21 protein-coding genes and 1 pseudogene are annotated in these 23,140 nt (G+C 64.4%); 16 read left to right on the top strand and 6 right to left on the bottom strand.

The window, feature by feature from the left end:
• The first annotated feature begins 2 nt into the window (after positions 1 to 2).
• The 5 genes from VGK27_06635 (at position 3) to VGK27_06615 (ending at position 5,853) form a co-directional block, all read left to right on the top strand.
• Positions 3 to 263 (top strand): sulfurtransferase TusA family protein, encoded by a 261-nt coding sequence (locus VGK27_06635; protein HEY3489780.1) that lies wholly within the window; start codon positions 3 to 5, stop codon positions 261 to 263.
• Positions 264 to 273: 10 nt separating this feature from the next.
• Complete coding sequence (locus VGK27_06630; GenBank protein ID HEY3489779.1) at positions 274 to 2,097, top strand: PAS domain S-box protein; 1,824 nt, start codon at positions 274 to 276, stop codon at positions 2,095 to 2,097.
• Positions 2,094 to 2,975: a PAS domain-containing protein gene (locus tag VGK27_06625; GenBank protein ID HEY3489778.1), complete on the top strand. Its 882-nt coding sequence runs from the start codon at positions 2,094 to 2,096 to the stop codon at positions 2,973 to 2,975. The genes VGK27_06630 and VGK27_06625 overlap by 4 nt, the downstream gene beginning before the upstream one ends.
• 167 nt (positions 2,976 to 3,142) lie before the next feature.
• Entirely contained in the window at positions 3,143 to 4,363 is a 1,221-nt protein-coding gene (locus tag VGK27_06620; protein HEY3489777.1) for an ammonium transporter, read from the top strand.
• Between the two features lie 269 nt (positions 4,364 to 4,632).
• Positions 4,633 to 5,853, top strand: a complete 1,221-nt coding sequence (locus tag VGK27_06615; GenBank protein HEY3489776.1) for an ammonium transporter — start codon at positions 4,633 to 4,635, stop codon at positions 5,851 to 5,853.
• An 11-nt stretch (positions 5,854 to 5,864) separates the two neighbouring features.
• Here the strand turns inward: VGK27_06615 and VGK27_06610 are convergent, their stop codons facing one another.
• A complete protein-coding gene (locus VGK27_06610) occupies positions 5,865 to 6,725 on the bottom strand; it encodes a hypothetical protein (protein ID HEY3489775.1) in 861 nt (286 codons plus the stop codon).
• A 106-nt stretch (positions 6,726 to 6,831) separates the two neighbouring features.
• Here VGK27_06610 and VGK27_06605 point away from each other — a divergent pair, with 106 nt between their 5' ends.
• From VGK27_06605 to nth, 6 genes are read left to right on the top strand one after another with little or no spacing between them, the layout of a single operon-like run.
• Complete coding sequence (locus VGK27_06605; GenBank protein HEY3489774.1) at positions 6,832 to 7,629, top strand: PIG-L deacetylase family protein; 798 nt, start codon at positions 6,832 to 6,834, stop codon at positions 7,627 to 7,629.
• Positions 7,626 to 8,657 (top strand): DUF933 domain-containing protein, encoded by a 1,032-nt coding sequence (locus VGK27_06600; protein HEY3489773.1) that lies wholly within the window; start codon positions 7,626 to 7,628, stop codon positions 8,655 to 8,657. Before VGK27_06605 ends, VGK27_06600 begins: the two co-directional genes overlap by 4 nt.
• A gap of 51 nt (positions 8,658 to 8,708) precedes the next feature.
• Entirely contained in the window at positions 8,709 to 9,845 is a 1,137-nt protein-coding gene (locus VGK27_06595; GenBank protein ID HEY3489772.1) for an HD domain-containing phosphohydrolase, read from the top strand.
• A 13-nt stretch (positions 9,846 to 9,858) separates the two neighbouring features.
• Positions 9,859 to 10,428, top strand: a complete 570-nt coding sequence (amrA, locus tag VGK27_06590; protein ID HEY3489771.1) for an AmmeMemoRadiSam system protein A — start codon at positions 9,859 to 9,861, stop codon at positions 10,426 to 10,428.
• Positions 10,429 to 10,437: 9 nt separating this feature from the next.
• Positions 10,438 to 10,707, top strand: coding sequence for a hypothetical protein (locus VGK27_06585; protein HEY3489770.1), 270 nt, complete (start codon positions 10,438 to 10,440; stop codon positions 10,705 to 10,707).
• Positions 10,704 to 11,357 carry an endonuclease III gene (gene nth / locus VGK27_06580; GenBank protein ID HEY3489769.1) on the top strand — a complete coding sequence of 218 codons (654 nt, stop codon included), beginning with the start codon at positions 10,704 to 10,706 and terminating at the stop codon, positions 11,355 to 11,357. Before VGK27_06585 ends, nth begins: the two co-directional genes overlap by 4 nt.
• Before the next feature lie 59 nt (positions 11,358 to 11,416).
• On the opposite strand, the gene VGK27_06575 is transcribed toward nth, so the two are convergent.
• Entirely contained in the window at positions 11,417 to 11,959 is a 543-nt protein-coding gene (locus tag VGK27_06575) for an XRE family transcriptional regulator (protein ID HEY3489768.1), read from the bottom strand.
• Positions 11,960 to 12,255: 296 nt separating this feature from the next.
• On the opposite strand from VGK27_06575, the gene VGK27_06570 reads away from it, so the two are divergent.
• From VGK27_06570 to VGK27_06555, 4 genes are all read left to right on the top strand, one after another.
• On the top strand, positions 12,256 to 13,701 hold the full coding sequence (locus VGK27_06570) for a malic enzyme-like NAD(P)-binding protein (GenBank protein ID HEY3489767.1): 1,446 nt from the start codon (positions 12,256 to 12,258) through the stop codon (positions 13,699 to 13,701).
• A gap of 196 nt (positions 13,702 to 13,897) precedes the next feature.
• The gene (locus VGK27_06565; protein ID HEY3489766.1) at positions 13,898 to 15,247 is read left to right on the top strand and encodes a phosphomannomutase/phosphoglucomutase; all 1,350 of its coding nucleotides are present in this window, start codon (positions 13,898 to 13,900) and stop codon (positions 15,245 to 15,247) included.
• Positions 15,244 to 16,047 carry an undecaprenyl-diphosphate phosphatase gene (locus VGK27_06560; protein HEY3489765.1) on the top strand — a complete coding sequence of 268 codons (804 nt, stop codon included), beginning with the start codon at positions 15,244 to 15,246 and terminating at the stop codon, positions 16,045 to 16,047. Before VGK27_06565 ends, VGK27_06560 begins: the two co-directional genes overlap by 4 nt.
• A gap of 4 nt (positions 16,048 to 16,051) precedes the next feature.
• Complete coding sequence (locus tag VGK27_06555; protein ID HEY3489764.1) at positions 16,052 to 17,515, top strand: DUF255 domain-containing protein; 1,464 nt, start codon at positions 16,052 to 16,054, stop codon at positions 17,513 to 17,515.
• A 7-nt stretch (positions 17,516 to 17,522) separates the two neighbouring features.
• On the opposite strand, the gene wrbA is transcribed toward VGK27_06555, so the two are convergent.
• From wrbA to VGK27_06535, 4 genes are all read right to left on the bottom strand, one after another.
• The gene (gene wrbA / locus VGK27_06550) at positions 17,523 to 18,137 is read right to left on the bottom strand and encodes an NAD(P)H:quinone oxidoreductase (protein ID HEY3489763.1); all 615 of its coding nucleotides are present in this window, start codon (positions 18,135 to 18,137) and stop codon (positions 17,523 to 17,525) included.
• A gap of 65 nt (positions 18,138 to 18,202) precedes the next feature.
• Positions 18,203 to 19,168, bottom strand: coding sequence for an NDP-sugar synthase (locus VGK27_06545; GenBank protein ID HEY3489762.1), 966 nt, complete (start codon positions 19,166 to 19,168; stop codon positions 18,203 to 18,205).
• A complete protein-coding gene (locus tag VGK27_06540) occupies positions 19,165 to 20,232 on the bottom strand; it encodes a phosphotransferase (GenBank protein ID HEY3489761.1) in 1,068 nt (355 codons plus the stop codon). The genes VGK27_06545 and VGK27_06540 overlap by 4 nt, the downstream gene beginning before the upstream one ends.
• Entirely contained in the window at positions 20,229 to 21,074 is an 846-nt protein-coding gene (locus VGK27_06535) for a sugar phosphate isomerase/epimerase family protein (GenBank protein HEY3489760.1), read from the bottom strand. Before VGK27_06535 ends, VGK27_06540 begins: the two co-directional genes overlap by 4 nt.
• 261 nt (positions 21,075 to 21,335) lie before the next feature.
• On the opposite strand from VGK27_06535, the pseudogene VGK27_06530 reads away from it, so the two are divergent.
• Positions 21,336 to 23,126: pseudogene (locus tag VGK27_06530) on the top strand (transglycosylase SLT domain-containing protein).
• Positions 23,127 to 23,140 lie beyond the last annotated feature (14 nt).

Below are 23,140 nucleotides of genomic sequence, written 5' to 3'. Positions count from 1 at the left end.
CCATGACGGATGTTGCGCCGTCCGGACAGGTCGTCACGCTCGACCTCCGCGGGCAGGTCTGTCCCGCGTCGCTGCTTCTGGCCTTGCGCAAGGTCAATGAACTCAAGGGCCCTCTCGGCGCGGGAACGGTCGGCCTCGATGTCCTGACCGACAACCGCGACTCGGTCGGGACGATCTCCGACGCGACCTTCAACATGGGATTCCAGGTTTCCTCCGAAAAACGGGACGGCCACTACGTCCTGGCCATCCGAAGCGGTCGCTGACAGTTCCCCGATGTCCGATATCGAAGAACAGAGCCGGCCGTTGCCCGAAATCGAGATGCTGAAGGCCCGGATCGACGCGCTCGAGGCCCGGAAAACCGTCCTGGTCCGCTATCTCCGCGACAAGACCGACGACCTCCTGAAGATCATGCATTGCTCCGTAGGCAACGCGGATACGATCGACGACGAGACGCTGCTTTCGCTCGATCCGATCGGGACGATCACCGATTCCTTCTCGCAGGTCGTCGAAAACCTCCACGGGGTGAACGACCGGCTCTGGGCCGAGATCGACGAACGGTCCCGGATCGAGGCGGCCTTGCGGGAAAACGAGGCCCGGCTCCAGGATTTCTTCGACAGCGCGCTCGACTACATCCAGATCATCGATTCCGAGGGCCGGTTCATCACAGTCAACCGCGCCTGGCGCGAGGCGATGGGCTATTCCGAGGAGGAGCTCGCCGGGATGACGATGTTCGACATCATCGCTCCCGACAGCCTCGACCACTGCCGGCGCTGCTTCGAGCGAATCCTCGGCAACAGCGATGTCGGCCGGGTCGAATTCGCGCTGTTGGCGAAGGGCGGGCGGCGAATCGTCGTCGAGGGATACGTGACGGCTCGGACCGAGGAAGGGAACGTGATCGCGGCGCGCAGCATCTTCCGCGACATCACCGAGCGGAAGGCGCTCGAGCAGAACCTGCTCAATGCCGAAAAACTCGAGACGATCGGCGTGCTCGCTGGCGGCATAGCCCACGATTTCAACAACCTGCTGACCGCCATCCTCGGCAATATATCGCTCGCACTCGAACGGCTTCCGGAGGGCGGCGACGTCCGCGACCGGTTGGTCGAGGCCGAGGGGGCGTCCCTGCGCGCCCGCGATCTGACGTTGCAGCTCCTGACGTTTTCGAAGGGCGGAGCGCCGATCCGTCGCACCACCTCGATCGCCGACGTCATCCGCGATTCGGCCGGGTTCGCGCTGCGCGGGTCCAACGTCCGATGCGAATACGCACTCCCGGAAGACCTTTACCCGGTCGATATCGACGCGGGACAATTCAACCAGGTCATCCACAACCTCGTCAGCAATGCTGACCAGGCGATGCCGGCGGGGGGGATGATCCATATCCGTGCCGAAAATGTCGATCTCTCGAGGGGGCATGGCCTGCCGATGGCGCCGGGCCGCTGCGTCCGGATCTCGATCGAGGACCAGGGCGTCGGCATCCCGGCCGATCGGCTCAAGCATATTTTCGATCCGTTTTTCAGCACCCGGGAAGACGGCAGCGGCCTTGGGCTCGCGGTCAGCTATTCCGTCGTCAAGCAGCACGAGGGAGCGCTCACGGTCGAATCGGAGCCGGGTCGGGGGACCACCTTCCGGATCCATCTTCCGGCAACATTCGACGGATCTCCCCGCTCGCCGGTCGTCGACGTCCCTTCGCAGCCGATCCCCTCCCGCCCCCGGCGGGTCCTCATCATGGACGACGAGGAGAGCGTGCGCAAGGTTGCGGTGGAAGTGCTTAGCACCATCGGATACGAGACGTTGGGCGTCGCGGACGGTGCCGCCGCGATCGAGGCCTACGACCGCGCACGTCAGGAAGGTGCGGCCTTCGATGCGGTCATCATGGACCTGACGATTCCCGGCGGGATCGGGGGGAAGGAGGCCGTACGGAAGGTGCTCGACCTCGATCCCCACGCGCGCGTCATCGTCTCGAGCGGCTATAGTAACGACCCCGTGATGGCCGACTATCGCGCCTTCGGTTTCTGCGGCGTCATCGCCAAGCCATATCGGATCCGGGAACTTCGCGAGCTTTTGGCTCGTATCATTTCCGGCGGGGCTTCGCGCCCTTGATCCGCGACTGGTTGCAAGGAACCGCCCTTCGGGCGCGCGAATCCTCGATCCGGGAAGGGCATCGACGGATCGAGGCTGCCGAAGGCAGCAGCGAGACGGCGCTGGCGTCCGCCCTCTGCGAAGCGCTTTGCGCGCCCGGGGCGTACCGCTCGGCGCTCTGGGTCGAACGCGGCGCTGCCGGCGCCCTCCGAATCGCCGGGGCGGCGGGGGAGGGGCTCGACGTGCTTCCGGATTGGATCGCCCAGGAAGCGGGACCCGGAAAAATTGGGGCTGCCGAGGCGGTCGTCTGCGCAGGAACCGGCGGGAAGGTCGCAGCGGTTCCGGTGGCGGGCGCGGGCGAGCCGGGAAGGGCGTTGATCGTGTCGATCGCCGGCAAGGCGTCTTTCGATCACGACGAACTGGCCGATCTGGCTTCGCTCGCCTCCCGGACCGGCCATGCCTTGACCGCCCTCCGCGTCGCAGATCGGTTCAAGGCGCTGAAGGCCGGATATGAAACACAGGCAGACGCGCTCGCGGACGAGCGCTATTTTTCCCGTCAGATCCTGGATCTGGTGCCGGTGCCGGTGATCCAGCTGGGCAGCGAAGGGGAGATCCGGCGCGTCAACCGCCGCTTCGAGGAGGTGACCGGCCTGAAGGCGGCTGACCTGCTCAATCGGAGGATGGCCGACCTGCTCCTGCCGGAGGCGCACCGCTCCGATTTCAGGCGCCTTGTCGTCGAACTTTTCCTGGGCCGACGCCCGGAGGACGCCGTGTTCCCCCTCCATGCGAAGGCCGGCGTTCCGGTCCGGATCGCCTGGGATTTTGCCCTGCTGCGGGATGACGCCACCGGGCGCGTCACCTCCATCCTGGCCGCAGGCCAGGTCGACAAATGTGTGTGAATCACCATAATAGTTCGAAATAAGACAATTTCCTGCCAACCTCCGCACCGTAATTTCCCGCCAGGACATCCAGCGCACCGATAAGATTGGGTTCTTTCTGCTGGCACGCGAGTTGCTCCCTTGCAAAGAAGGGTCGGCACCCATCAAGGCACGCGGAGGAACCGTTCATGAACAGTGGAGATACCGCCTGGATTCTCATTTCCGCAGCACTTGTCATGTTGATGACCCCGGGACTCGCCTTTTTCTACGGAGGGATGGTCCGGAAAAAGAACATCCTGGGAACCATCATGCAGTCGTTCATCGTCATCGGGCTGGTCAGTGTCGAATGGATCCTGGTCGGCTACAGCATGTCTTTCGGCCCGGATCATGGCGGGATCATCGGCGACCTGTCCTGGTTCGGGCTTCGCGGCGTCGGGCTGGCGCCCTTCAAGGATTATGCGGCAACGGTCCCGCACCAGGCGTTCATGGTCTACCAGATGATGTTCGCGGTCATCACGCCCGCGCTCATCACGGGCGCCATCGCAGAGCGGTTCAAGTTCTCGACCTACCTCGTCTTCACGCTTCTCTGGGTGCTGCTGGTCTACAATCCGGTGGCGCATTGGGTCTGGGGGATCGGCGGCTGGATCCGAAACTTGGGCGCGCTCGACTTCGCAGGCGGAACCGTCGTCCACATCACTTCCGGCGTGAGCGCCCTGGCTGCGGCGATCGTGGTGGGCAAGCGCAAGGGCTACGGCACCGAGAACCTTTCCCCGCACAACCTGCCGATGACGGTGCTGGGCGCGGGAATCCTCTGGTTCGGGTGGTTCGGCTTCAATGCGGGGAGCGCGCTCGCGGCGAACGGGCTGGCGACCAGCGCTTTCGTCGCGACCCATGTCGCAGCCGCAGCGGCCACGCTCTCGTGGGTGTTTGCCGAATGGCTGCACCGCGGGAAGCCGACGGTCCTCGGGGCGGCCTCCGGATGCGTGGCGGGTCTCGTGGCCATCACGCCGGCCTCGGGCTTCGTCGAACCGTTGGGCGCCCTGGCCATCGGGCTTGTCGGTGGGGTGCTCTGCTACAGCGCCATCATGCTCAAGGGGCGCTTCGGTTATGACGATTCGCTCGACGTCGTCGGAGTCCACTGCGTCGGCGGCACTTTCGGGGCGCTGGCCACGGGTCTTTTCGCAACGACGGCGGTCAACGCGGGCGGGGCCAACGGCCTGTTCTACGGAAACCCGAAGCTGTTCCTGATCCAGCTGGCCGCGGTCTGCGTCGCCCTGGTCTACGCGTTCGGCGTGAGCTTCGTGCTGCTCAAGGTTCTCGACAAGGTCATGGGGCTCCGCGTGACCCGGGAAGAGGAGATCATGGGGCTTGATCTCTCCGAGCACGGCGAGGCGGGCTACAACTGGTAGCTTGAAGGAATCACGGTTTATCGCTCCTCCGCGAAGGTGATGGGGCCGACCACACCACACGGGGGGAAGGGCATCGGGACGCCGGTGCCCTTCTTTGTCATCACATATATGTATGGAAGTAATCGATAATGGCGCTAATGCTACGGTAACGTTCTCCCTTCTTCTTCACCTGTCATAAAAAACACAATCATTTCGTATGGGTAGGCGATGGCATGCCGCTTGCCCCTGTCCAGGTCGGCCCCATCACCTGAGCACAGGAGGATATCGGTATGCAATCCGGCGATACCGCGTGGCTGCTCGTTTCAGCCGCGCTCGTCATGATCATGACCCCGGGACTGGCGCTGTTCTACGGCGGCATGGTCCGGCAGAAGAACATCTTGACGACCCTCATGCAATCCTTCATCGTCATCGGCCTCATCAGCATCGAGTGGATGCTCGTCGGCTACAGCTTCGCCTTCGGCCCCGACCTTGGCGGCATCATCGGCGACTTGTCCTGGTTCGGCCTGGCGGGTGTCGGGTTCGAGGCGTCGCACTACGCGCCCAAGGTGCCGCACCAGGCGTTCATGATCTACCAGATGATGTTCGCGGTCATCACGCCCGCCCTCATCTCGGGCGCCTTTGCCGAGCGGTTCAAGTTCTCGACATACCTCGTCTTCACTCTGCTATGGGCGCTGCTCGTCTACAACCCGGTGGCGCACTGGGTGTGGGGCGGGGGGTGGCTCAGCAGCGGCCCGCTCAAGCTGTTCGATTTTGCGGGGGGTTCCGTGGTCCACATCACGGCGGGTGTCAGCGCGTTGGCGGCGGCGATCGTCGTCGGCAAGCGCAAGGGATACGGGACGGACAACCTGATGCCGCACAATCTTCCGATGACGGTGCTCGGCGCGGGCATCCTGTGGTTCGGCTGGTTCGGGTTCAATGCCGGCAGCGCCCTGGCCGCAGACAACCTGGCCACCAGCGCCTTCGTCGCGACCCATATGTCGGCTGCCGCGGGCACGATGTCCTGGGTTCTGGTCGAATGGTGGCATCGCGGAAAGCCGACCGTTCTCGGCGCCGCCTCCGGGTGCATCGCGGGGTTGGGCACCATCACGCCGGCGTCGGGGTTCGTGAATCCGGTCGGGGCCCTGATCATCGGACTGATCGCGGGCGCCCTCTGCTACTGGGCCGTCATGCTGAAGGGCCGCTTCGGCTACGACGACTCGCTCGATGTCGTCGGCGTCCACGGGGTCGGAGGGATTTTCGGGACGATCGCGGTCGGGCTCTTCGCCACGACCACGGTCAACGCGACCGGCGCCAACGGCCTGTTCTTCGGGAACGCGCGGCTCGTCGCCACCCAGGCGCTGGGGGCGGTTATCGTGGCCGCCTACGCGTTTGCCGTGACGTACCTGTTGATGAAGGGGCTGGACAGGGCGATGGGGCTGCGTGTCTCGCGCGAGAACGAAATCATGGGGCTCGATCTCGACCAGCACGGCGAGTCCGGGTACAACTGGTAGAGAAGCATCGCCTAGTTCATCAACGCCGCATTGCGGTTGGAAAGTTCGATGACGCTTTCACCGCCCCGGAGGGAGACCGGCATGTCCCAGACGACCTGCCGGTTGCGGTAAAGCATGCGGGCATACAGGTAATAAAGTCCGTTGGGCAGGGTGATCTCCGCCGTGCCGTCGTCCTTGACCTGGATGTTGTCGATCCGGATGCCCTTGAGTGCGCCGTCGATGACCGAAGAAGTGCTCAGCGCCTGCTGTTTACCGATTACCAGGTTGGTGATCAGATCGTAATAAAGGCTTTTGTAGAGCGTCTCGTATTTTTCGACGGTCGAGGACAGCGTCGCGATTTCATCCTTGGGCATCTTGGCGACGACAGCCCAGCCTCGCGCCGTAAACCGGTCGAGCGGGGGAAGACGGAGATAACTCCGCATCGCCTCGGAGACGCTTCCGATCCGCTCGATGCTTCCCTCGTGGGCGCGCTCGGCGGCGGTCTTGCCGTCCTCGGTCCGGAAGTCCTTGGGGTCGACGTTGAGCAGGTAGAGACGGGTATTCTGTCCGATGACGAACCCTTCCGCGTCGAGATAGAAGCCTACTTTCAACTTGAGGACGCAGTCCTGCGGCTCGGATGCGGTGTTCGAAGGCGTCGTGATGATCTCGAGCAGGTTGCTCTGGCGTGACCAGTTCACCTTGGTGTGCGCGTAATTTTCGAGGATCCAGGCGGGGACGTAAACCTCGTCCTTGATGGCGATCGCCTTGGCGTCGAGCGGCAGGCCGTCGACGATGATGGCGATATCGCCATTCCCGGCGTATCCGGCCGCAGCGATCGAGGAGAGCAGGGCGGCCAGGCAAACGGTCCGGACGCGCAGGCAAAATCGGGTCATCGTTCCCTCCGGGGTGTGGGTCTGCTGCCGCGAATCGGGCGTCTCCAATCATACTGGTTTCGGTGGTTTATTTGGAAGAATCTTGCCCTGTGCTATTCTGGATCCCATGGAACGAAGGCTCCTGCTGCTGTTGGCGCATCCCGACGACGAGACGTTCGGCCCGGGGGGGACCATCGCGCGCTACGCCCGCGAAGGCGTGTCCATCCGGCTGGCGACCGCGACACGGGGAGAGGCGGGCCAGCTCGGCGACCCGCCCCTGACCGACCGGGCAGGGCTGGGCGCCTTGCGGGAGCGCGAGCTGCACGCCGCGGCCGCGGTACTCGGGATCGACGCGGTCGAGATCTTCGGCTTCGGCGACGGGAAGCTGGCTTCTACCCCTTTCGAGTCGATCGTCGCTCGGGCGACCGCCGCCATCCGCCGCTTCCGTCCCCACGTCGTGATCGGTTTCGGCCCCGACGGCGTGTCGGGACACCCGGACCACACCGTCATGTGCAACGTCGCCGCCGCGGCTTTCGAGGCCGCAGCCGACAGCGGCCGCTTCCCTGAACTCGCCGCTTCGGGAATCCCGGCATGGAAGGCGCTGAAGCTTTACCGCTTCGAAGTGGCGCAGGCGGTCTTCGACGCTTGGGGTGTTCCTCTCCGGGGAGTGCCGGCCGATACGCTGACCACCTTCATCGACACCTCCGCTGTCATCGACGTGAAGACCGAGGCGTTTTATTGCCATCGGACCCAGGCGAAAGACTACACGCGCATTCTTTCCCGTGCGGGATACCGCGATTTCGCGCGGGAAGAGAGCTACGTCCTGGCGGCTTCGCGCATCCCCGCCGCCGGCCTTCCCGAGCGGGACCTGTTCGCCGGAATCCCGGCCGAAGACGGGGAGAATCGCCAGGAGGATCCACGATGAAAGTCGGCATCTTCGGCAAGTCGGGCGTCGGGAAAAGCACGCTGTTCCGTTCGCTTTCAGGCGGAGAGATCCAAGGCAAGTCGAACGGCATCTGCACCATCAAGGTTCCCGACGAACGCGTCGACCGGATGACCGGGCTGTTCAAGCCGAAGAAGGTCACGCACGTCTCGATCACCTTCGAGGAGATCGACCCCGGGGAGCACGAGTTGATCGGCAGCGAGTCCGCGCTCAAGATCCGGGGAGTCGAGGTGCTTGCGCTGGTCGTCCGCGGCTTTGTCGACGACTATAATCCGGCGCCCCCCGAGGGGCTCGATCCCGTGCGCGATATCCACGCACTCCTGTCCGAGCTGATCACCGCGGACTACCTTGTGGCGCAGAAGCGCATCGAGCGGATGAACAAGGAAAAGAAGCACGATTCCGAGTGGGCGGCGCTCCAGGTGGCCGTCACGGCCCTCGAGGCGGGCAAGCCGATCCGGGACGTCGAATTCAGCGTCGAAGAAGCGCGCATCCTTTCCGGCTTCCGCTTCCTGAGCCAGCCCCCGCTTCTCCTGGTTTTGAACATGGGCGAGGCGGAGGTCGGCACGACCGCCTATCCCGAGCTCGACGCGGTGGCCGCCGCTGCAGGCATCCCGCTGATTCGGCTCTCTGCCAAGATCGAAGAAGAGATCGCACAGCTGACGCCCGAAGAGCAGGCCGACTTCCTCAAGGAGATGGGCATCGCGGCCAGCGCGCGCGACCGGCTCGTCAAGGCAGCGTTCGACGCGATGGAATACATCTGTTTCCTGACGGTGGGGGAAGACGAGGTGCGGGCCTGGAACATCCGACGCGGGATGACCGCGGTGGCAGCGGCGGGAAAGATCCATTCCGATCTCGAGAAGGGGTTCATCCGGGCCGAGGTCGTGCCCTATGAAGATCTTCTCCGCTGCGGATCCTTCGCGAAGGCGAAGACCGAGGGAAAGTTTCGGCTCGAGGGGAAGGATTATGTCGTCCGGGACGGCGATATCATGCACGTCCGCTTCAATGTCTAGGCGGCGTATTTCGACTGAATATTTCGGCCGATTCTGCCGAAAAGGAAATTGATGGCTGCCGGTGCATCCATAGAGTTCCCGGACACCCGATTCCGGACGCCACCTGCCGCAAGGCGGGTCCTCGTGGTCGATGACGAGGAATACATCCGGAGCATCGTCCGCGAACGGCTCGAAATCGCAGGGTTCGAGGTCGACGAGGCCTCGAACGGCAAGGATGCGCTTGCGCGCATCCAGGACGCCGCCCTTTCCCCCTACGACGTCATGCTCACCGACATCCGCATGCCCGTCATGGACGGCATCGCGCTGCTGCGCGAGACCACCCGGCGCGCGCCCGAGACCGCCGGCATCGTCATGTCCGCCTATGCCGAGCTCGACACGGCAGTCTCCGCCCTCAAGATGGGCGCCTGCGACTACATCACCAAGCCGTTCAACTTCGACGTCCTGCTCATCACGATCGAGAACGCCATCCGGAAGAAGTCGCTCGAGCGGGAGCTGCAGGATTACCAGCTCAATCTCGAGCGCAAGGTGCGCGAGCAGACCGAGCTCATCAATTCGATGTACGTCCGCTCGATCGACGCCATGATCAAGGCGCTCGAGGCCAAGGACCTCTACACGCGGGGCCATTCGCAGCGGGTCACGATGTATTCGGTCGCCATCGGCAAGATGATGGGCATGAAAGACATACCGCTCGAGAACCTCCGGCGCGCCTCCATCCTCCATGACCTGGGCAAGATCGGCGTGCGCGAGGTCGTCCTCAACAAGCCGGGGCGATTGAACGACGAAGAGTTCATGGAGATCGTCCGGCATCCCGAGGTCGCCACCAAGATCCTGGACCCGATCCCGTTTTTCCAGCCGCTGTTGCCCGCGATCCTCCACCACCACGAGCGATTCGACGGCAAGGGCTACCCGTCCCATCTTGCCGGTACCGAGATCCCGTTCGAATCCCGCATCATGGCCGTCGCCGACACGTTCGATGCCATGACTTCCACACGTGCCTACCGCAAGGCCTTGCCCGTCGAAGCGGCCAATGCCGAGATCGTTCGCTGCTCGGGCAGCCAGTTCGACCCGGAGATCGTCCCGATGTTCCTGGCGTGCCAGGGGCGCATCGAGGTTCCCGACGACGTCATGATTCCCGAAGGACTCGACCCGGCCATCTTCCGGATGTCCCACCAGGCAAGACTCGCATGACCATGCCCCGCGCATGAGCAACGGACAATCCGCCGAACCCCCATATCTGCCCGAGGAAGCGCGCGCGGAACTGCTCTCCATCGCGCGCCATGCCGTCGAGGGTTACCTGAAAAACGGCGATCTCTCCGCCGAAGCGCCCGCGACGCCGAAACTCTCGGAACCCGGGGCGGCCTTCGTCACCTTGACGAAGGGAGGGCGTTTGCGAGGGTGCATCGGCTATACCGAGCCCGTCGCGCCGCTCTATCGCACGGTCCAGGAATGCGCTATCGCGGCCGCGATCGAAGACCCGCGGTTCCCGCCCGTCACCGGGGCCGAGGCTGCCGGGCTGCGGTTCGAGATCTCCGTGCTGACGCCGCTTCGCCCGATCCGCCCCGAGGAAGTGCGCGTGGGCATCGACGGCCTTGTGGTTTCGAAAGGGAGCCGGCGCGGGTTGCTGTTGCCCCAGGTGGCCATCGAATACGGCTGGGACCGTGAAACGTTCCTTTCCCAGACCTGCGTGAAAGCGGGGCTGCCGCTCGATGCGTGGCGCGAGGGGGCCGCGATCCATGCGTTCACCGCGGAAGTCTTTTCCGAAAAGCGATGAGGAGAAGGAATGCCTTCCAACAAGGATACTGACGGATTCGAGATCTACCCGATCATCCACCGGGAGAAGCTTTACAAGATCATCGCACCCGACGCGATCGACATGACCTTCGTCGAGGTCCGGGCGATGCTCGATTGGCTCGAGGGCCGGCACGCCTTTTCCGTCGAACTCGAAGAGGGCGAGCCCGGGACGCTCTTCACCTGCGACCTTCCCGGCGCCACGCTCGAGCTTGATGTCCGGGGCCTCGAGATCATCGTGCTCCGGCGCACCGAAACATGACGACGCGACGGAAAGGCGTCGAATCCGCCGTCCCCGTCATTCTTTCCTTCCTCGATTCGACCTACCCCGACGCCCGCATCGTCCTGGATTTCAGGACGCCCATCCAACTTCTGGTCTCGACGGTGCTGGCGGCGCAGTGCACCGACGACCGGGTGAACCGGGTGACGCCGGGCCTTTTTGCGCAATGGCCCGATGCAGCGGCCATGTCCGGCGCCTCGCAGGAAGCGATGGAGGAAGCGGTCCGCTCGACCGGCTTCTACCGGAACAAGGCCAAGGCGATCCGGGAGCTGGCCGCCGCGCTGGTCTCTCGGCACGGCGGCGAGGTGCCTGCCGACCTCGAGGCGCTCACCCGCCTGCCGGGCGTCGGCCGGAAGACAGCTTCGGTCGTGCTCGGCGGATGTTTCGGGATACCCGCCTTGCCGGTCGACACGCACGTCGGCCGGGTTTCGTTCCGGCTGGGCTTGACGGCATCCAAGGATCCGGTCCGGATCGAACAGGATCTGGCTGCGGTCATCCCCAGATCGCGCTGGTGGGATTTCACGACCCGGCTGGGTTGGCACGGACGTCGGGTGTGCGTCGCCCGTAAACCGCATTGTCCCGAATGCGGCCTCGAACCGATCTGCCCGAAACAGGGACTCTCCGTTCAATAAAAAAAGCCGCCCCCCGGATCATCCGGGGGGCGGCTTGCCGATCTCGGTCGTTTTCCCCGTTACGGAGTCGACACGACCAGGAGTTGCGTCTGGCTGCTCGAGCTGTTCTTCCAGCGGTAAGGCGTGTTGCTCCGCAGGTAGAGGCTGTCGCCCGCCTCGAGCTTCTCTTCCCGGCCCATCATCTCGACCACGAGCGAACCGTCCACGACGTAGAAGAAATCTTCGCCGCGGTGGTTGATGTAGTCGGTGCCGCTGCCGGCGCCGGGCTTCAGCACGCTGAGCATGGGCTGGAACCGCTGCCCGGGGATGCCGGAAGCGAGGCTGCTGAAGTCGACGTCCCGGATCTCGGTCGCCAGCCGTTCACGCTGGTTTCCGCGGGTCACGACGTACTCGATGTCGCTCTCGCCGAGAAGCGAGGAGAGCGATTCGCCGAGCGCCCGCCCGATGCCTGCGAGCGTCGTCACGGTCGGCGAGGACACGTTCCGCTCGATGGCGCTGATGGCCGTTGCGGAGATTCCGCTCTTCTCTGCAAGTTCCTGTAGCGTAAGGCCCTTGCGTTTCCGGATGCTCTTGATTCTCTTGCCGACGTCAATATTTTCCAAAGTTATATCTCCTTTTCTCTTGTTGGCAAAAGAATACCGCGATTACTCGGGGACTGTAAAGGGAAAATACACTATAGTGAAATAAGTAATACAATAAGGCAAAGCATAACCTTTTGATGTAGTCCAATAACTTATAAAAATGTAGGAAATAACCTTCATGTGCGGTTTTCTGCGCTGCACTGATGTCCTCTTGCCGTCGCCTTATGCGCCTGTTTTATCCCCGGTGCATCGGATTGTTGATTTGATCCGGCATGGCGCTTAAAATACCGTGTCCCGATATCAGACAAGGAGGCTTTATGCCGTCGACCCTGACCCCGAGTGAAAGCTACAGCATCACGATGCGCGTGGAGATCGAGAACAAGCCCGGCATGCTTGGCAAGCTGACGACGGCCATCGGCGAAGTCGGGGGCGATATCGGCGCAGTCGACCTTTCGGGACACGGCAAGGGAACGCTCACCCGCGACATCACGGTGCGCGCCCGCGACGTCGAACACGCCCAGGAGATCATCGAGGGAGTCAAGGCCGTCGAGCACGTCAAGATCATCAACGTTTCCGATCGCACCTTCCTTAAACATCTCGGCGGCAAGATCGCCATCGTCAACAAGATTCCGGTCAAGACGCGCGCCGACCTTTCTATCGCCTACACCCCCGGCGTCGCACGCGTCTGCATGGCGATCCACCACGATGTCAAAAAGGCCCAAAACCTGACGATCAAGGGCAACACGGTCGCGATCGTCTCCGACGGCACTGCCGTTCTCGGCCTGGGCGACATCGGCCCCGAGGCGGCCATGCCCGTCATGGAAGGCAAGGCGATGCTGTTCAAGGAATTCGGCGACATCGATGCCTGGCCGATCTGCATCAACACGAAGGACCCCGAAGAGATCATCAAGATCGTCAAGGCGCTCGAGCCCACGTTCGGCGGCATCAACCTCGAGGACATCTCCGCCCCCCGCTGTTTCGAGATCGAAGAACGCCTCAAGAAGGAGATGGGCATCCCCGTCTTCCACGACGACCAGCACGGCACCGCGGTGGTCGTCCTCGCGGCGTTGCTCAACGCGCTCAAGATCGTCAAGAAGCGGCTCGAAGACATGAAGATCGTCGTGGCCGGCGTCGGCGCCTCGGGTGTCGCCTGCTCCAAGATCATCATGAACGCCGGGGCGAAGAACATCATCGGTGTCGACCGGACGGGCGCGATCTACAAGGGCCGCAAGACGCACATGAACTTCATGAAGGACTGGTACGCCGAGCACACCAATCCCAACAACGAGCAGGGGCGGCTCTCCGACGTTATCAAGGGCGCCGATATGTTCATGGGACTGGCCGGCCCGGGACTCATCAGCGTCGCCGACCTCAAGAAGATGGCGAAGGACCCGATTGTCTTCGCCATGGCCAATCCCGATCCCGAGATCATGCCCGAGGAGGCGGCGCCCTACGTCCGCATCATGGCGACCGGTCGCTCCGACTACCCGAACCAGATCAACAACGTCCTCGCGTTCCCCGGCATCTTCCGCGGGGCGCTCGATTCCCACGCGGTGTCGATCAACGAGGAAATGAAACTGGCGGCCGCCTACGCGATCGCTGCCTGCGTCGGCAAGGAAGAACTGTCCGAGGACTACATCATCCCGTCGGTGTTCAATCGCAAGGTTGCGCCCGCCGTCGCGAGGGAAGTTGCCAAGGCGGCCCAGCGTACCAAGGTCGCGCGCCGTGCCGCCAAGGAATACGCCGAGATCAACCTCGACTAAGGGACATGGTAAGGACCAAAATGCCATCTCGCATCCCGTCTTCGGGCCATCTTTCGCCGCGCTTCGATCGCCAAATCCTCGACGTAGCGCTGCTACGCCTCCGGTTTGGCTCAATCGTTGCGGCAAAATCTGACCCAAATCCGGGCGCGATCCCGGCATCATGGTCCTTACCATGTCCCTGCCAATGGGAGCGGATATGATCAATCCTCACATCTTTCGGGAATACGACGTCCGGGGGCTGGTCGGCACAGACCTCACCCCCGAGACCGTGACGCTGCTCGGAAAAGGGTTCGGCACTTATGCCTTGCGGCAGGGAATCCGTTCGATCACCCTGGGGCGCGACTGCCGGCTGAGCTCCCCGGGCTTTCGCGACGCGATGGTCGAAGGGCTGCTGTCGACGGGGCTAGACGTCATCGACGTGGGGGTCGTCCCGACGCCGCTTCTTTACTACTCCATCCACAAGACCGGCGCCGGCGGCGGCGTGATGATCACCGGAAGCCACAACCCGCCCGACTTCAACGGCTTCAAGCTTTGCATCGGGCCGTCGTCGATCTACGGCGAGACGATCCAGGAGCTTCGTCGGCTGATCGAGCGTGGCGAATTCGCCACTGGGGAAGGCAAGGTCACGGAACTGTCCGTCGAACAGGACTACAAGGACTATGTCCTGTCCGTGCTGCACGTTCCCCGCAAGCTCAAGGTGGTCGTCGATGCCGGCAACGGCACCGCCAGCCGCGTCGCGCCCGACCTGTTCCGGGCGCTGGGGATCGAGGTGGTCGAACTGTTCTGCGAGATGGACGGCCGCTTTCCCAACCACTTCCCCGACCCGACCGTCCCCGAGAATCTCCGCGCCCTGATCCAGACGGTCAAGGACAACGGCGCCGACCTCGGCGTCGGCTTCGACGGCGACGCCGATCGCATCGGGGCGGTCGACGAGCTGGGCAACGTCATCTACGGCGATTACCTCCTGGTGCTGTTCGCCCGCGAGATCCTTTCCCGGAAGCCGGGCTCGGCCGTCATCTCCGAGGTCAAGGCGTCGCAGAACCTGTACGACGACGTGGCACGTCGGGGCGGAAGGCCCGTCATGTGGAAGGCGGGTCATTCCCTCATCAAGCAGAAGATGAAGGAGGAGCATGCCGAGATCGCCGGCGAGATGAGCGGCCACATCTTCTTCAAGGACCGCTTCCTCGGGTTCGATGACGCGATCTACGCGTCGGGGCGGCTGTTCGAAATCGTCGCGTCGGCCGACCGGCCGCTTTCCGCGCTGCTCGCCGACTTGCCGCCCGTGGTCTCGACGCCCGAGATCCGGGTCGATTGCCCCGACGACCGGAAGTTCGACGTCGTCACGCGGGTCGCGGCGATCGTCGCCCCGAAAGCGAACGAGGTGATCTCCGTCGACGGCGTCCGGGCGCTGTTCGACGGCGGATGGGGGCTCGTGCGCGCCTCCAACACGCAGCCGGTCCTGGTGCTCCGGTTCGAGGGGAAGGACCAGGCCACGGTCGACGGGATCCGGGCCATCATGGAAGCCGCGGTACGGGCTTCGATATGACGATCCTGCAGGCGATCATCCTGGGGCTCCTTCAGGGGGCGACCGAATTCCTTCCCGTCAGCAGCTCCGGGCACCTGTTCCTCACCCAGAAGCTGCTCGGGCTCAACGAACCCGAACTGGCCTTCGATACCCTCCTGCACCTGGGGACTCTCGGAGCGGTCCTCTTCTTCCTCCGCCGAGAGATCGCCGACATGGCGGGATCGCTCTTCGACCGTCGAAAATTCTTCCCGAAGCGCGCGTGGGGGCGGCGCGAGATCGGCCTTATCCTGCTCGCTACCCTCCCGACCGGCATCATCGGCCTCGCCTTTCACAAAGTGGTCGAGACGCAACTCACGGTTTTGGGGATCGGCCTTCGCTACCTGGTGCTGACCGGATTGCTGATCGTCAGCGGAATGCGGCTCCGCGACAAGTGGGATCCCGAGCGGATCGACTGGTGGGAGGCCCTCGCGATCGGCACCCTCCAGGGACTCGCCGTCTTCCCCGGCCTTTCCCGGTCCGGGTCCACGATCGTGCTGGCGCTCCTGCTGGGCATCGGCTCCGTGCGCGCCGCCCGATTTTCCTTCCTCATCTCGCTTCCCGCCATCTTGGGCGCCGCGCTGATGAATCTTCGCAAGGGGGCGGGTGTGTCCGTGCTTCCCGACATGATCCCTTCCGTCATCGGATTCGGGCTGGCGCTGGTGGTGGGCTACCTGTCGTTGCTTTTGGTCGAGCGGCTGGTCGTCCAGGGCCGCTTCAAATGGTTCGCGCCCTATACCGCGTTTCTTGCCGTACTCTGTTTCTACCTATATCGGCAAGGCTGACCCATTGTCCGCGATCGCCTGGAACGACTGGGGGGCGGAAGCCTTCGCGCGCGCCGGCTCCGAGGGAAAGCTGCTGTTCCTCCTGATCTCGGCCGGGTGGTGTCCCGGATGCCGCGATCTCGAGGGCGTTTCGCTCTCCGATCCACGTATCCGGGCGCGGCTTTCGGAGTCCTACGTCTGCATCCGGGTCGATTCCGACCTGCGACCCGACCTCAACGACCGCTACAACCAGGGAGGATGGCCGAGCGTGGCGGTTCTGTTCCCCGATGGCCGGATCCTGACCGGGGCAACCCGCCTTCCGCCCGACCCGCTGCTCGCCGTGCTCGACCGCTGCGCTGCGTTCTATCGAAATGACCGGGAACGGATCGATGCCTGGCTGGCGATTCCCCCAAGGGTTCCCGAGGCATCCGATTCGACGGATTCGTCTGCATCCGATTCCGGCGACGTTCCCGGCGAAGATCTGCTCCCGCTGGTCCGGCAGGCCGTGATCTCGCAGGTCGACCCTGTGCACCCCGGCTTTTTCGGCGAGCCGAAGCACCTGATGGTCGACGCGCTCGCGTTCCTGCGCGACCTCTGGTTGTTCGAGCCCGGGGCCGAGCCGGGGGAGACGTTCCTTTCCATCCTGCGCCGCATGGTGCAATCCGAGGTGCACGACACGGACGGCGGGGGCTTCTTCCGCTATGCCGAGCGGCGAGACTGGACCGGGGCCGTTCCCGAGAAAAGGCTGGAAGACAACGCCGGCATGCTGTCGCTTTGCGCTTCGGCCTTCGAACTTTCCGGTGATCCGCTTTTTGCCGACGCGGCCCGCGGAACGCTTCGATTTCTGTTGCTTTCGCTGCGCGACGCGGAAAGCGGCGCCTTCTTTTCCGGCCCGGATGCCGATGCTGCGACTGGTCGGCGGATCATCGTCTCCGAATACAATGCTCTCGCCGTCTCTGCGTTGATCGTCGCGGCCCGGGCCTTCCCCGAGAGCGGAGAGGGTACTTCGGGAGACGGCCTCTTGCAGCGCGCCATCCAGGTGGGGCGCTTCCTTTCGGAGAAGCTGTACCCGGGATATCTCGCCGATCAGGTGGCGGCGGTTACCGCTTACCTCGACCTTCGGGATGCCACGCAGGATTCGGGTTGGCTCGACCGGGCGACGGATGTGATCGACCGGGTGCGGCTGACGCTGTTCGACCCCCGCGTCGGCCTGTTTTCCGATCGGGTCGGGAGGCCCGACGACCAGGGACTGCTCCGGGTTCCCCGATATCCCTTCGGGGCAAATTCAGGGGCCGCGGCGGCTTTGATCCGTTGTGCGGAGCTGACGGGACGGGAAGATCTTCTAGTGGCGGGGAGGCGATTGCTGGTCCGGCTTTCGGAAGTATTCGACGAGCGGAGCGGGCCCTTCAACGCGTCCTACGGGAGCGCCCTGTTGCGTGACCGGCACGGGAAGGCCGGGAAGGAAGCCCTCCCCGGCGATCCCGCCTGATCGTCTTTCAGTCTCGGGCGAGCTTCGTGGCGATCGAGGCCACGTGTTTGCCCTGGAACCGTGCCGCCGCGAGCTCGTTGGCCGAGGGAAGCCGCTCTCCCTGCGTGCCCGCGATCGTCGAGGCGCCGTAGGGCGACCCCCCGGTAATCTCGTCGTTCCGCATCTGCCCCTGAAACGCATAGGGCAGCCCCACTACGACAAAACCCTGGTGAAGCAGCGTGATGTGGAAGCTCAGGATGGTCGATTCCTGGCCGCCGTGCTGCGTGGCGCTGCTTGCGAAAACGCTGCCGACTTTCCCGACGAGGGCGCCCGTGGCCCAGAGCCCGCCCGTGGCGTCGAGGAACTGGCGCATCTGGCCGCACATGTTTCCGAAGCGGGTCGGGGTTCCGAACAGGATCGCATCGTAGCCGGGCAGCTCGTCGACCGTGACGATCGGGACGTGCGCAAACGCCTTCCGGGCCTCGAGGGCGCCCATCTTGGCGAGGATCTCGTCGCTCAATGTCTCGGGGACGCGCCGGAGGACGACTTCGGCGCCCGGAACCTCCCGGGCTCCTTCCGCAACGGCTTCCGCCATCCGGTAAACGTGGCCGTAAGTCGAGTGGAACAGGACGAGAACCTTCATGTCGTACCTCCTGATTGAGCGATTGAATTGCCGGCTCGCGGTTAGATGCCAATTCGGAGGAATGGTTATGGGGGGGAACCCAGGTTGATGCTCAAGCGTCTTTGCGCCGTGAGGACGGCGCCCCGGACCGCTTCGCCCCGCCCCAGGACGGCTCCGGGCCAGACGACCGCATCGGAGACGCGCGCCCCGGTCTCGATCGAGGCGTCGGCCTCGATCACGGCGTTGGGGCCGATCGTCGCCCCGGACGCGATGCGCGCCCGGGGAGAAATCCAGGCCGGCTGGATGACCTCGACCCCGGGGGCCGAGAAGACGGGGGCGGGATCGCGTTCGGCCGGCTCGCCGAGCAGGGCGAGCGTCTCGCGAAGATAATCGGACGGCGTTCCGAACTCGCGGAACGATCCCTTGGTCAGGAAGCCGTGGATCGGTGCGCCCCGCGCGATCAGCGGGATGTAGATGTCGCGGATGATGCATGACGGCTTGCCTTGCGGGATCAGGTCGAGCAGCTCGGGCTCGATGATCTGGACGCCGGTGTAGAAGCCGGAGAGACGCCCGTCGCCGGCGTCGGTCCCGAAGCCGGCGAGCCGGCCGTGGGGTCGGATCCAGACCGGCGTGTACCGCTTGTCGCGATTGGGAAAGAGGACCAGCGTGGCCAGCGATTTCTTTCGCCGGTGGTATGCGAGCGCCTGCGCAAAGTTGAAGTTCACGATCGTGTCGCCGTTGGCGGTGACGAAAGTGCCGCCCTTGAGGTGGTTGCGGGCGTTGCCGATGCCGCCGCCCGTGCCCAGGATATCGGGCTCGATCGTGAACTGGACCGGCGTGCGTTTCCCTGCCCAGCCCAGGACGGCCTGCTGGATCAGGCGCGGATGCTGGTGCAGGTTGAGCACGAACGATTTCACGCCGCTGCGGGCGAGAAACGCCATCGTCCAGGCGCACAGGGGCCGACCGAGCACCGGCACGACCGGTTTCGGCATTTCGTAGGAGAGCGGATGCAACCGGGTTCCGAGCCCCGCAGCCAGGATCATCCCTTTCATGCCGATGCCTCGCCGGATGCTTTTTGTGACAAAGCGGTCAGGATCGGGAGCAGGCGCCCGGCCAGGGTGCGCAGCTCGGGGTTGCGCGCGAAATTGCGCGCAAGGTGGGCGACCGTCGGCGGAATGAACTGCAGGTAGAGACGCTTGCCGCGAACGTGCGCCTGGTTGCCGAAGGTGCCGATCGCCTTGATGTTGCGCTGGAGCGCCATAAGGTCGAGAAGGTAGCCGAAGGCTGACGGATCGCCGGCTGCGCGCCGGAGGTCGGCGGATGCGGCGCTCTGCCATCCGTAAACGAGATCAGCCTCCATCGTCTCCGGAAGGGTGACGTAGGAATCGCGCAGCAGCGACGCCAGGTCGTAATAAACGTTGCCCATCCGGGCATCCTGGAAATCGAGCAGGACGAGATCGCCGTTCTCCCGCACCATGAAGTTTCGACTGTGGAAATCCCGGTGCGTGAGGACCCGGGGGAGCGCGGCCAACCGTTCGAGGTGCGGAAGCAGCAGGTCCTCGATCGCACGCTCATCGCGCACGGATAGCGGGATGCCTCCGAAGCCGCGGACGGCATGCTCGAAGAAGAAGTCGATCTCCCAGGCGAATTTCGGAACGTTGAAGGCGAGGCCGGCCGGGATGGCGTCGCGGTCGAGGATTCGCGTCCCGTCGGACTGGATCCGGACGAGGATCTCGATGCATCGCTCGTAAAACGGAAGACACGCGGCGACCCCGTCGGCCTTGACCTGGTCCTCGAGCATCGTGTCGCCGAGATCCTCGAGCCAGAGCGCCCGGTCCTCGGGAAAATGGGCCAGGACGGCGGGGACGGGGATGTTCGCTTTCACGAAGTAACGGCGGACGTTGAGGAAGGGAAGCTCGGTCCCGGCGGGAATCTCGTCGGGATATCGCATGAGGATGACGGAGTCGCGGCCGGATTCGGGAGGGAGGAGGACACGGTAGTATCGACGGGTCGAAGCATCGCCTGCCAGCGCCCGGATTTCGCGAGGCCGGACCGGGCGGCGGAAGATCGCGGAAAGGGCGTGCTCGACTGCGGGCAGGTCGGCGTCGGCGGTCATCGGGCCTCCCCGAACAGCCGGTCGAGTGCGGACCGGCACTCGGTCAGCAGCGCTTCGAAGGAGCGATACGGGGCGTCATCGCCGATCGTGTAGTCGCGCAGCTCCAGCGTGAACATCCCGTCGAACGCAACCTCCCCGAGGGCCGAGAGGACCGGCTCCCACGCGATGGTCCCCTTGCCGGGCACCAGGTGATCGTCGTGGACACCGTGATTGTCGGAGGCATGCACATGGATAAGCCTGGGGCCTGCGGTCCGGATCGCGTTCAGCACACTTCCCTGCATGTGGGCATGCGCAAGGTCAAGACAGATTCCAACCCGTTCGGCGGGATAGCGGTCGACGAGCTCGAGTATCCGCTCCGTGCGGGTGGACTCGCCGGGGGTGTTCTCGACCGCGAAGCGCACGGTGTCGGGAAGGGCCGCGCTGAGCGCATCGAGCGAGGAAAGGAACGCTTTCCACCGGTGCGGATACCAGTGCTCGGCCGGGAAGCCGGTGTGCAGGACGAGGACTCCACCGCCGTGACGGGCCAGGTAATCGGCGGACCGAAGCGTCGCCGCAACCGATTCCGCGCGGTGCGCCCCGTCTTCGGTGCTGAGGGAATACCACCGTTCCTTCCGGTAATTCCGCACATCGGGATAAAGCGGAGAATGGACGCTGGCGGCCGTGACACCGTGTCGTTCGAGCAGGCTTGCCAGGGCGTCGCCGGCGACGGGATCGCCCGCCGGGAAATGGGGCGGCATCCCCCAGAGTTCGGCCTTCGAGAACCCGAACTGCGGAAACAGGCGGATGATCCGCTCCGCGAGCGGGTGAAACACGAACAGATGCGTAGACAACGAGAGTTCCATGGGCCCCGCTTGCCTTGAGTCGTAAAAGTTCCCGTGATAATATCATGACTTAGCCGTTCCTGTTGAGCGCCTACCGGAGATTGTCTTTTGAAGATCAACATCACTTTTGCCTCGTTCGTCCTGCTTTCCTGCATCCTTTTCGTGGTCCCCGCGTCCGCCGAGCGCACGCTTTCCCCCCCCGACCAGGCGCTCCGCGAGGGTTGGAAGCTGCTCCTGGCCGAAAAATACCCGCTCGCCCGCGAAAAGTTCAGGGAAGTGCCGATGGAGGGCTACGGATTATCCGATTACGCGGTCCTCTTCACCGGGATGTCCTATGCCCGGGAAGGCCGCCTCCCCGAGGCGGTCGCGTCGTACGACAACCTGGCGACCCATGATCCCGCATCGCCGCTGCTCCCGCTCCTGGCGGTCGACCTGGCGTTCCTGTCCACCGTGGAGGACAACCTGGTGGTCGCGGCACGCTGGCTGGCCCTCGCCGAGCGGGGGCGCGTTCCGGACGCGGTGCGAAAGGCGAGGGAAGGATACGTCAAGGCGCGGCTGCTGGAAGCCGGCGATCCCGTTGGCGCCGCCGAGACGCATCTGGGCAATTTCGTTTCCTATAGCGCCCAGGAGGGCGGAACGCTTTCCGCGGAACGGCTGTCGGCCCGCCATGCGGACGGCAGCTTCAGCACATGGAACCTGCCGGTCTCGTTCTATTCCCGGTTCGCCAAGGCGTTGTCCCGGGCCGGCGACATCGACCAGGCGCGCCTGCTCTACCGGGAGGCTTTGCGCAAGTTCCCGCCCAACGACGATTACTATTCGCTGGTCTACGACTTTTCCGAGCTGCTTCGCCGGCAGGGAGATACGCAGGCGGCGCGCGCCATGCTCGACCAGGCAATCTCGGCATCGCCCGCCGGGCGGTGCAGCGAGGCCTCGTTCCTGCTGTCGCGCGTCCAGTGGAAGGCGGGGAAGCTGGCCGAGGCACGCCGGATGCTCGACAACATCGCCACCGGGGGAATCTGCCGGTCCGCCGTCGCGGAACGGGCGCTTCACTTGGAGGCCTGGGTCGCCGAGGAGCAGGGAGATCTCCCGTGGCTGACCGAGGCCTTCGGAAAGCTGCGCGCCGCCTCCGACGAGGCGATCCGGCAGGAGTCGGCCTTCCGACATGCCTACGGGCTCTATCGGATGAAACGGTTTCCCGAGGCGGTAACGGCATTCGACGCGGGGACGAGAAGCGGGAACACGGCGGTCGAGCGGGCACGCCACCGGTTCTGGAAGGGCAGGTCGCAGGAGGCGCTCGGCCAGAAGGAAACGGCCGAATCCGGATACCGGCAGGTCGCGTCCGATGCCGACGCAGGCATCTATGCGATCTTCGCGCTCGGGCGGCTGGGCCGGGATCCGTATGCCATGTTCAACGCGCCCTCCTCGATGGAAACGCTCTCGTTCGCGGCCGATCGCGAGACGCTCTGGGGCAGGGTGCTCGGCGCCGACTGGGGAAAGGGAGACGCGGAAAAGCTGCTTCGTGCCGAACGGCTGACCCGGTTGGGGATGCTCGAATATGCGATCCTCGAAGCCGACCGGATCGACCGGGGGAAGGTCCGCAAGGTCGTGGGGATTTCCGAGGGGGCTACGGCCGGATTCTTCCGGTACCTGGCGGGAGATCTCCGCGGGGCATTGCGGGAAGCCGACCGGCAGCCCACCGACCCGGAGAGGGCGGGACTGCTCGAAAAGATCCAGTATCCGCTGGCGCCCGAAATGGTGGGCGATTGCGACAGCAAGAAATCGGGGATCGACCCGCTCGTGCTCCATTCGGTCATCCGGCAGGAGTCGCAGTTTGCACCGGCGATCCTCTCGCCGGCCGGGGCGGTCGGGCTCATGCAGTTGATGCCGGCGACGGCATCGGACGTGGCGCGCAGGCTCGGCCGAAGCCGGCCGAAGCGGATGGATCTGGTCAACCCGCAGCTCAACGTGGAGCTGGGTGCGGCCTACCTGTCGCGGCTGGTCCGCGGCTTCGACGGCGATTACATCCGTGCCGTGGCGGCCTACAACGCCGGAGAGACCGCAGTCTCGCGATGGTGGGAGCGCAGCGC

This window comes from Candidatus Deferrimicrobiaceae bacterium (assembly GCA_036504035.1).
Taxonomy (GTDB): Bacteria; Desulfobacterota; Deferrimicrobia; order Deferrimicrobiales; family Deferrimicrobiaceae; genus JANXPS01.
Note: the sequence above shows the minus strand (reverse complement) of the source record. Positions and strands in the feature narration are given on the sequence as shown.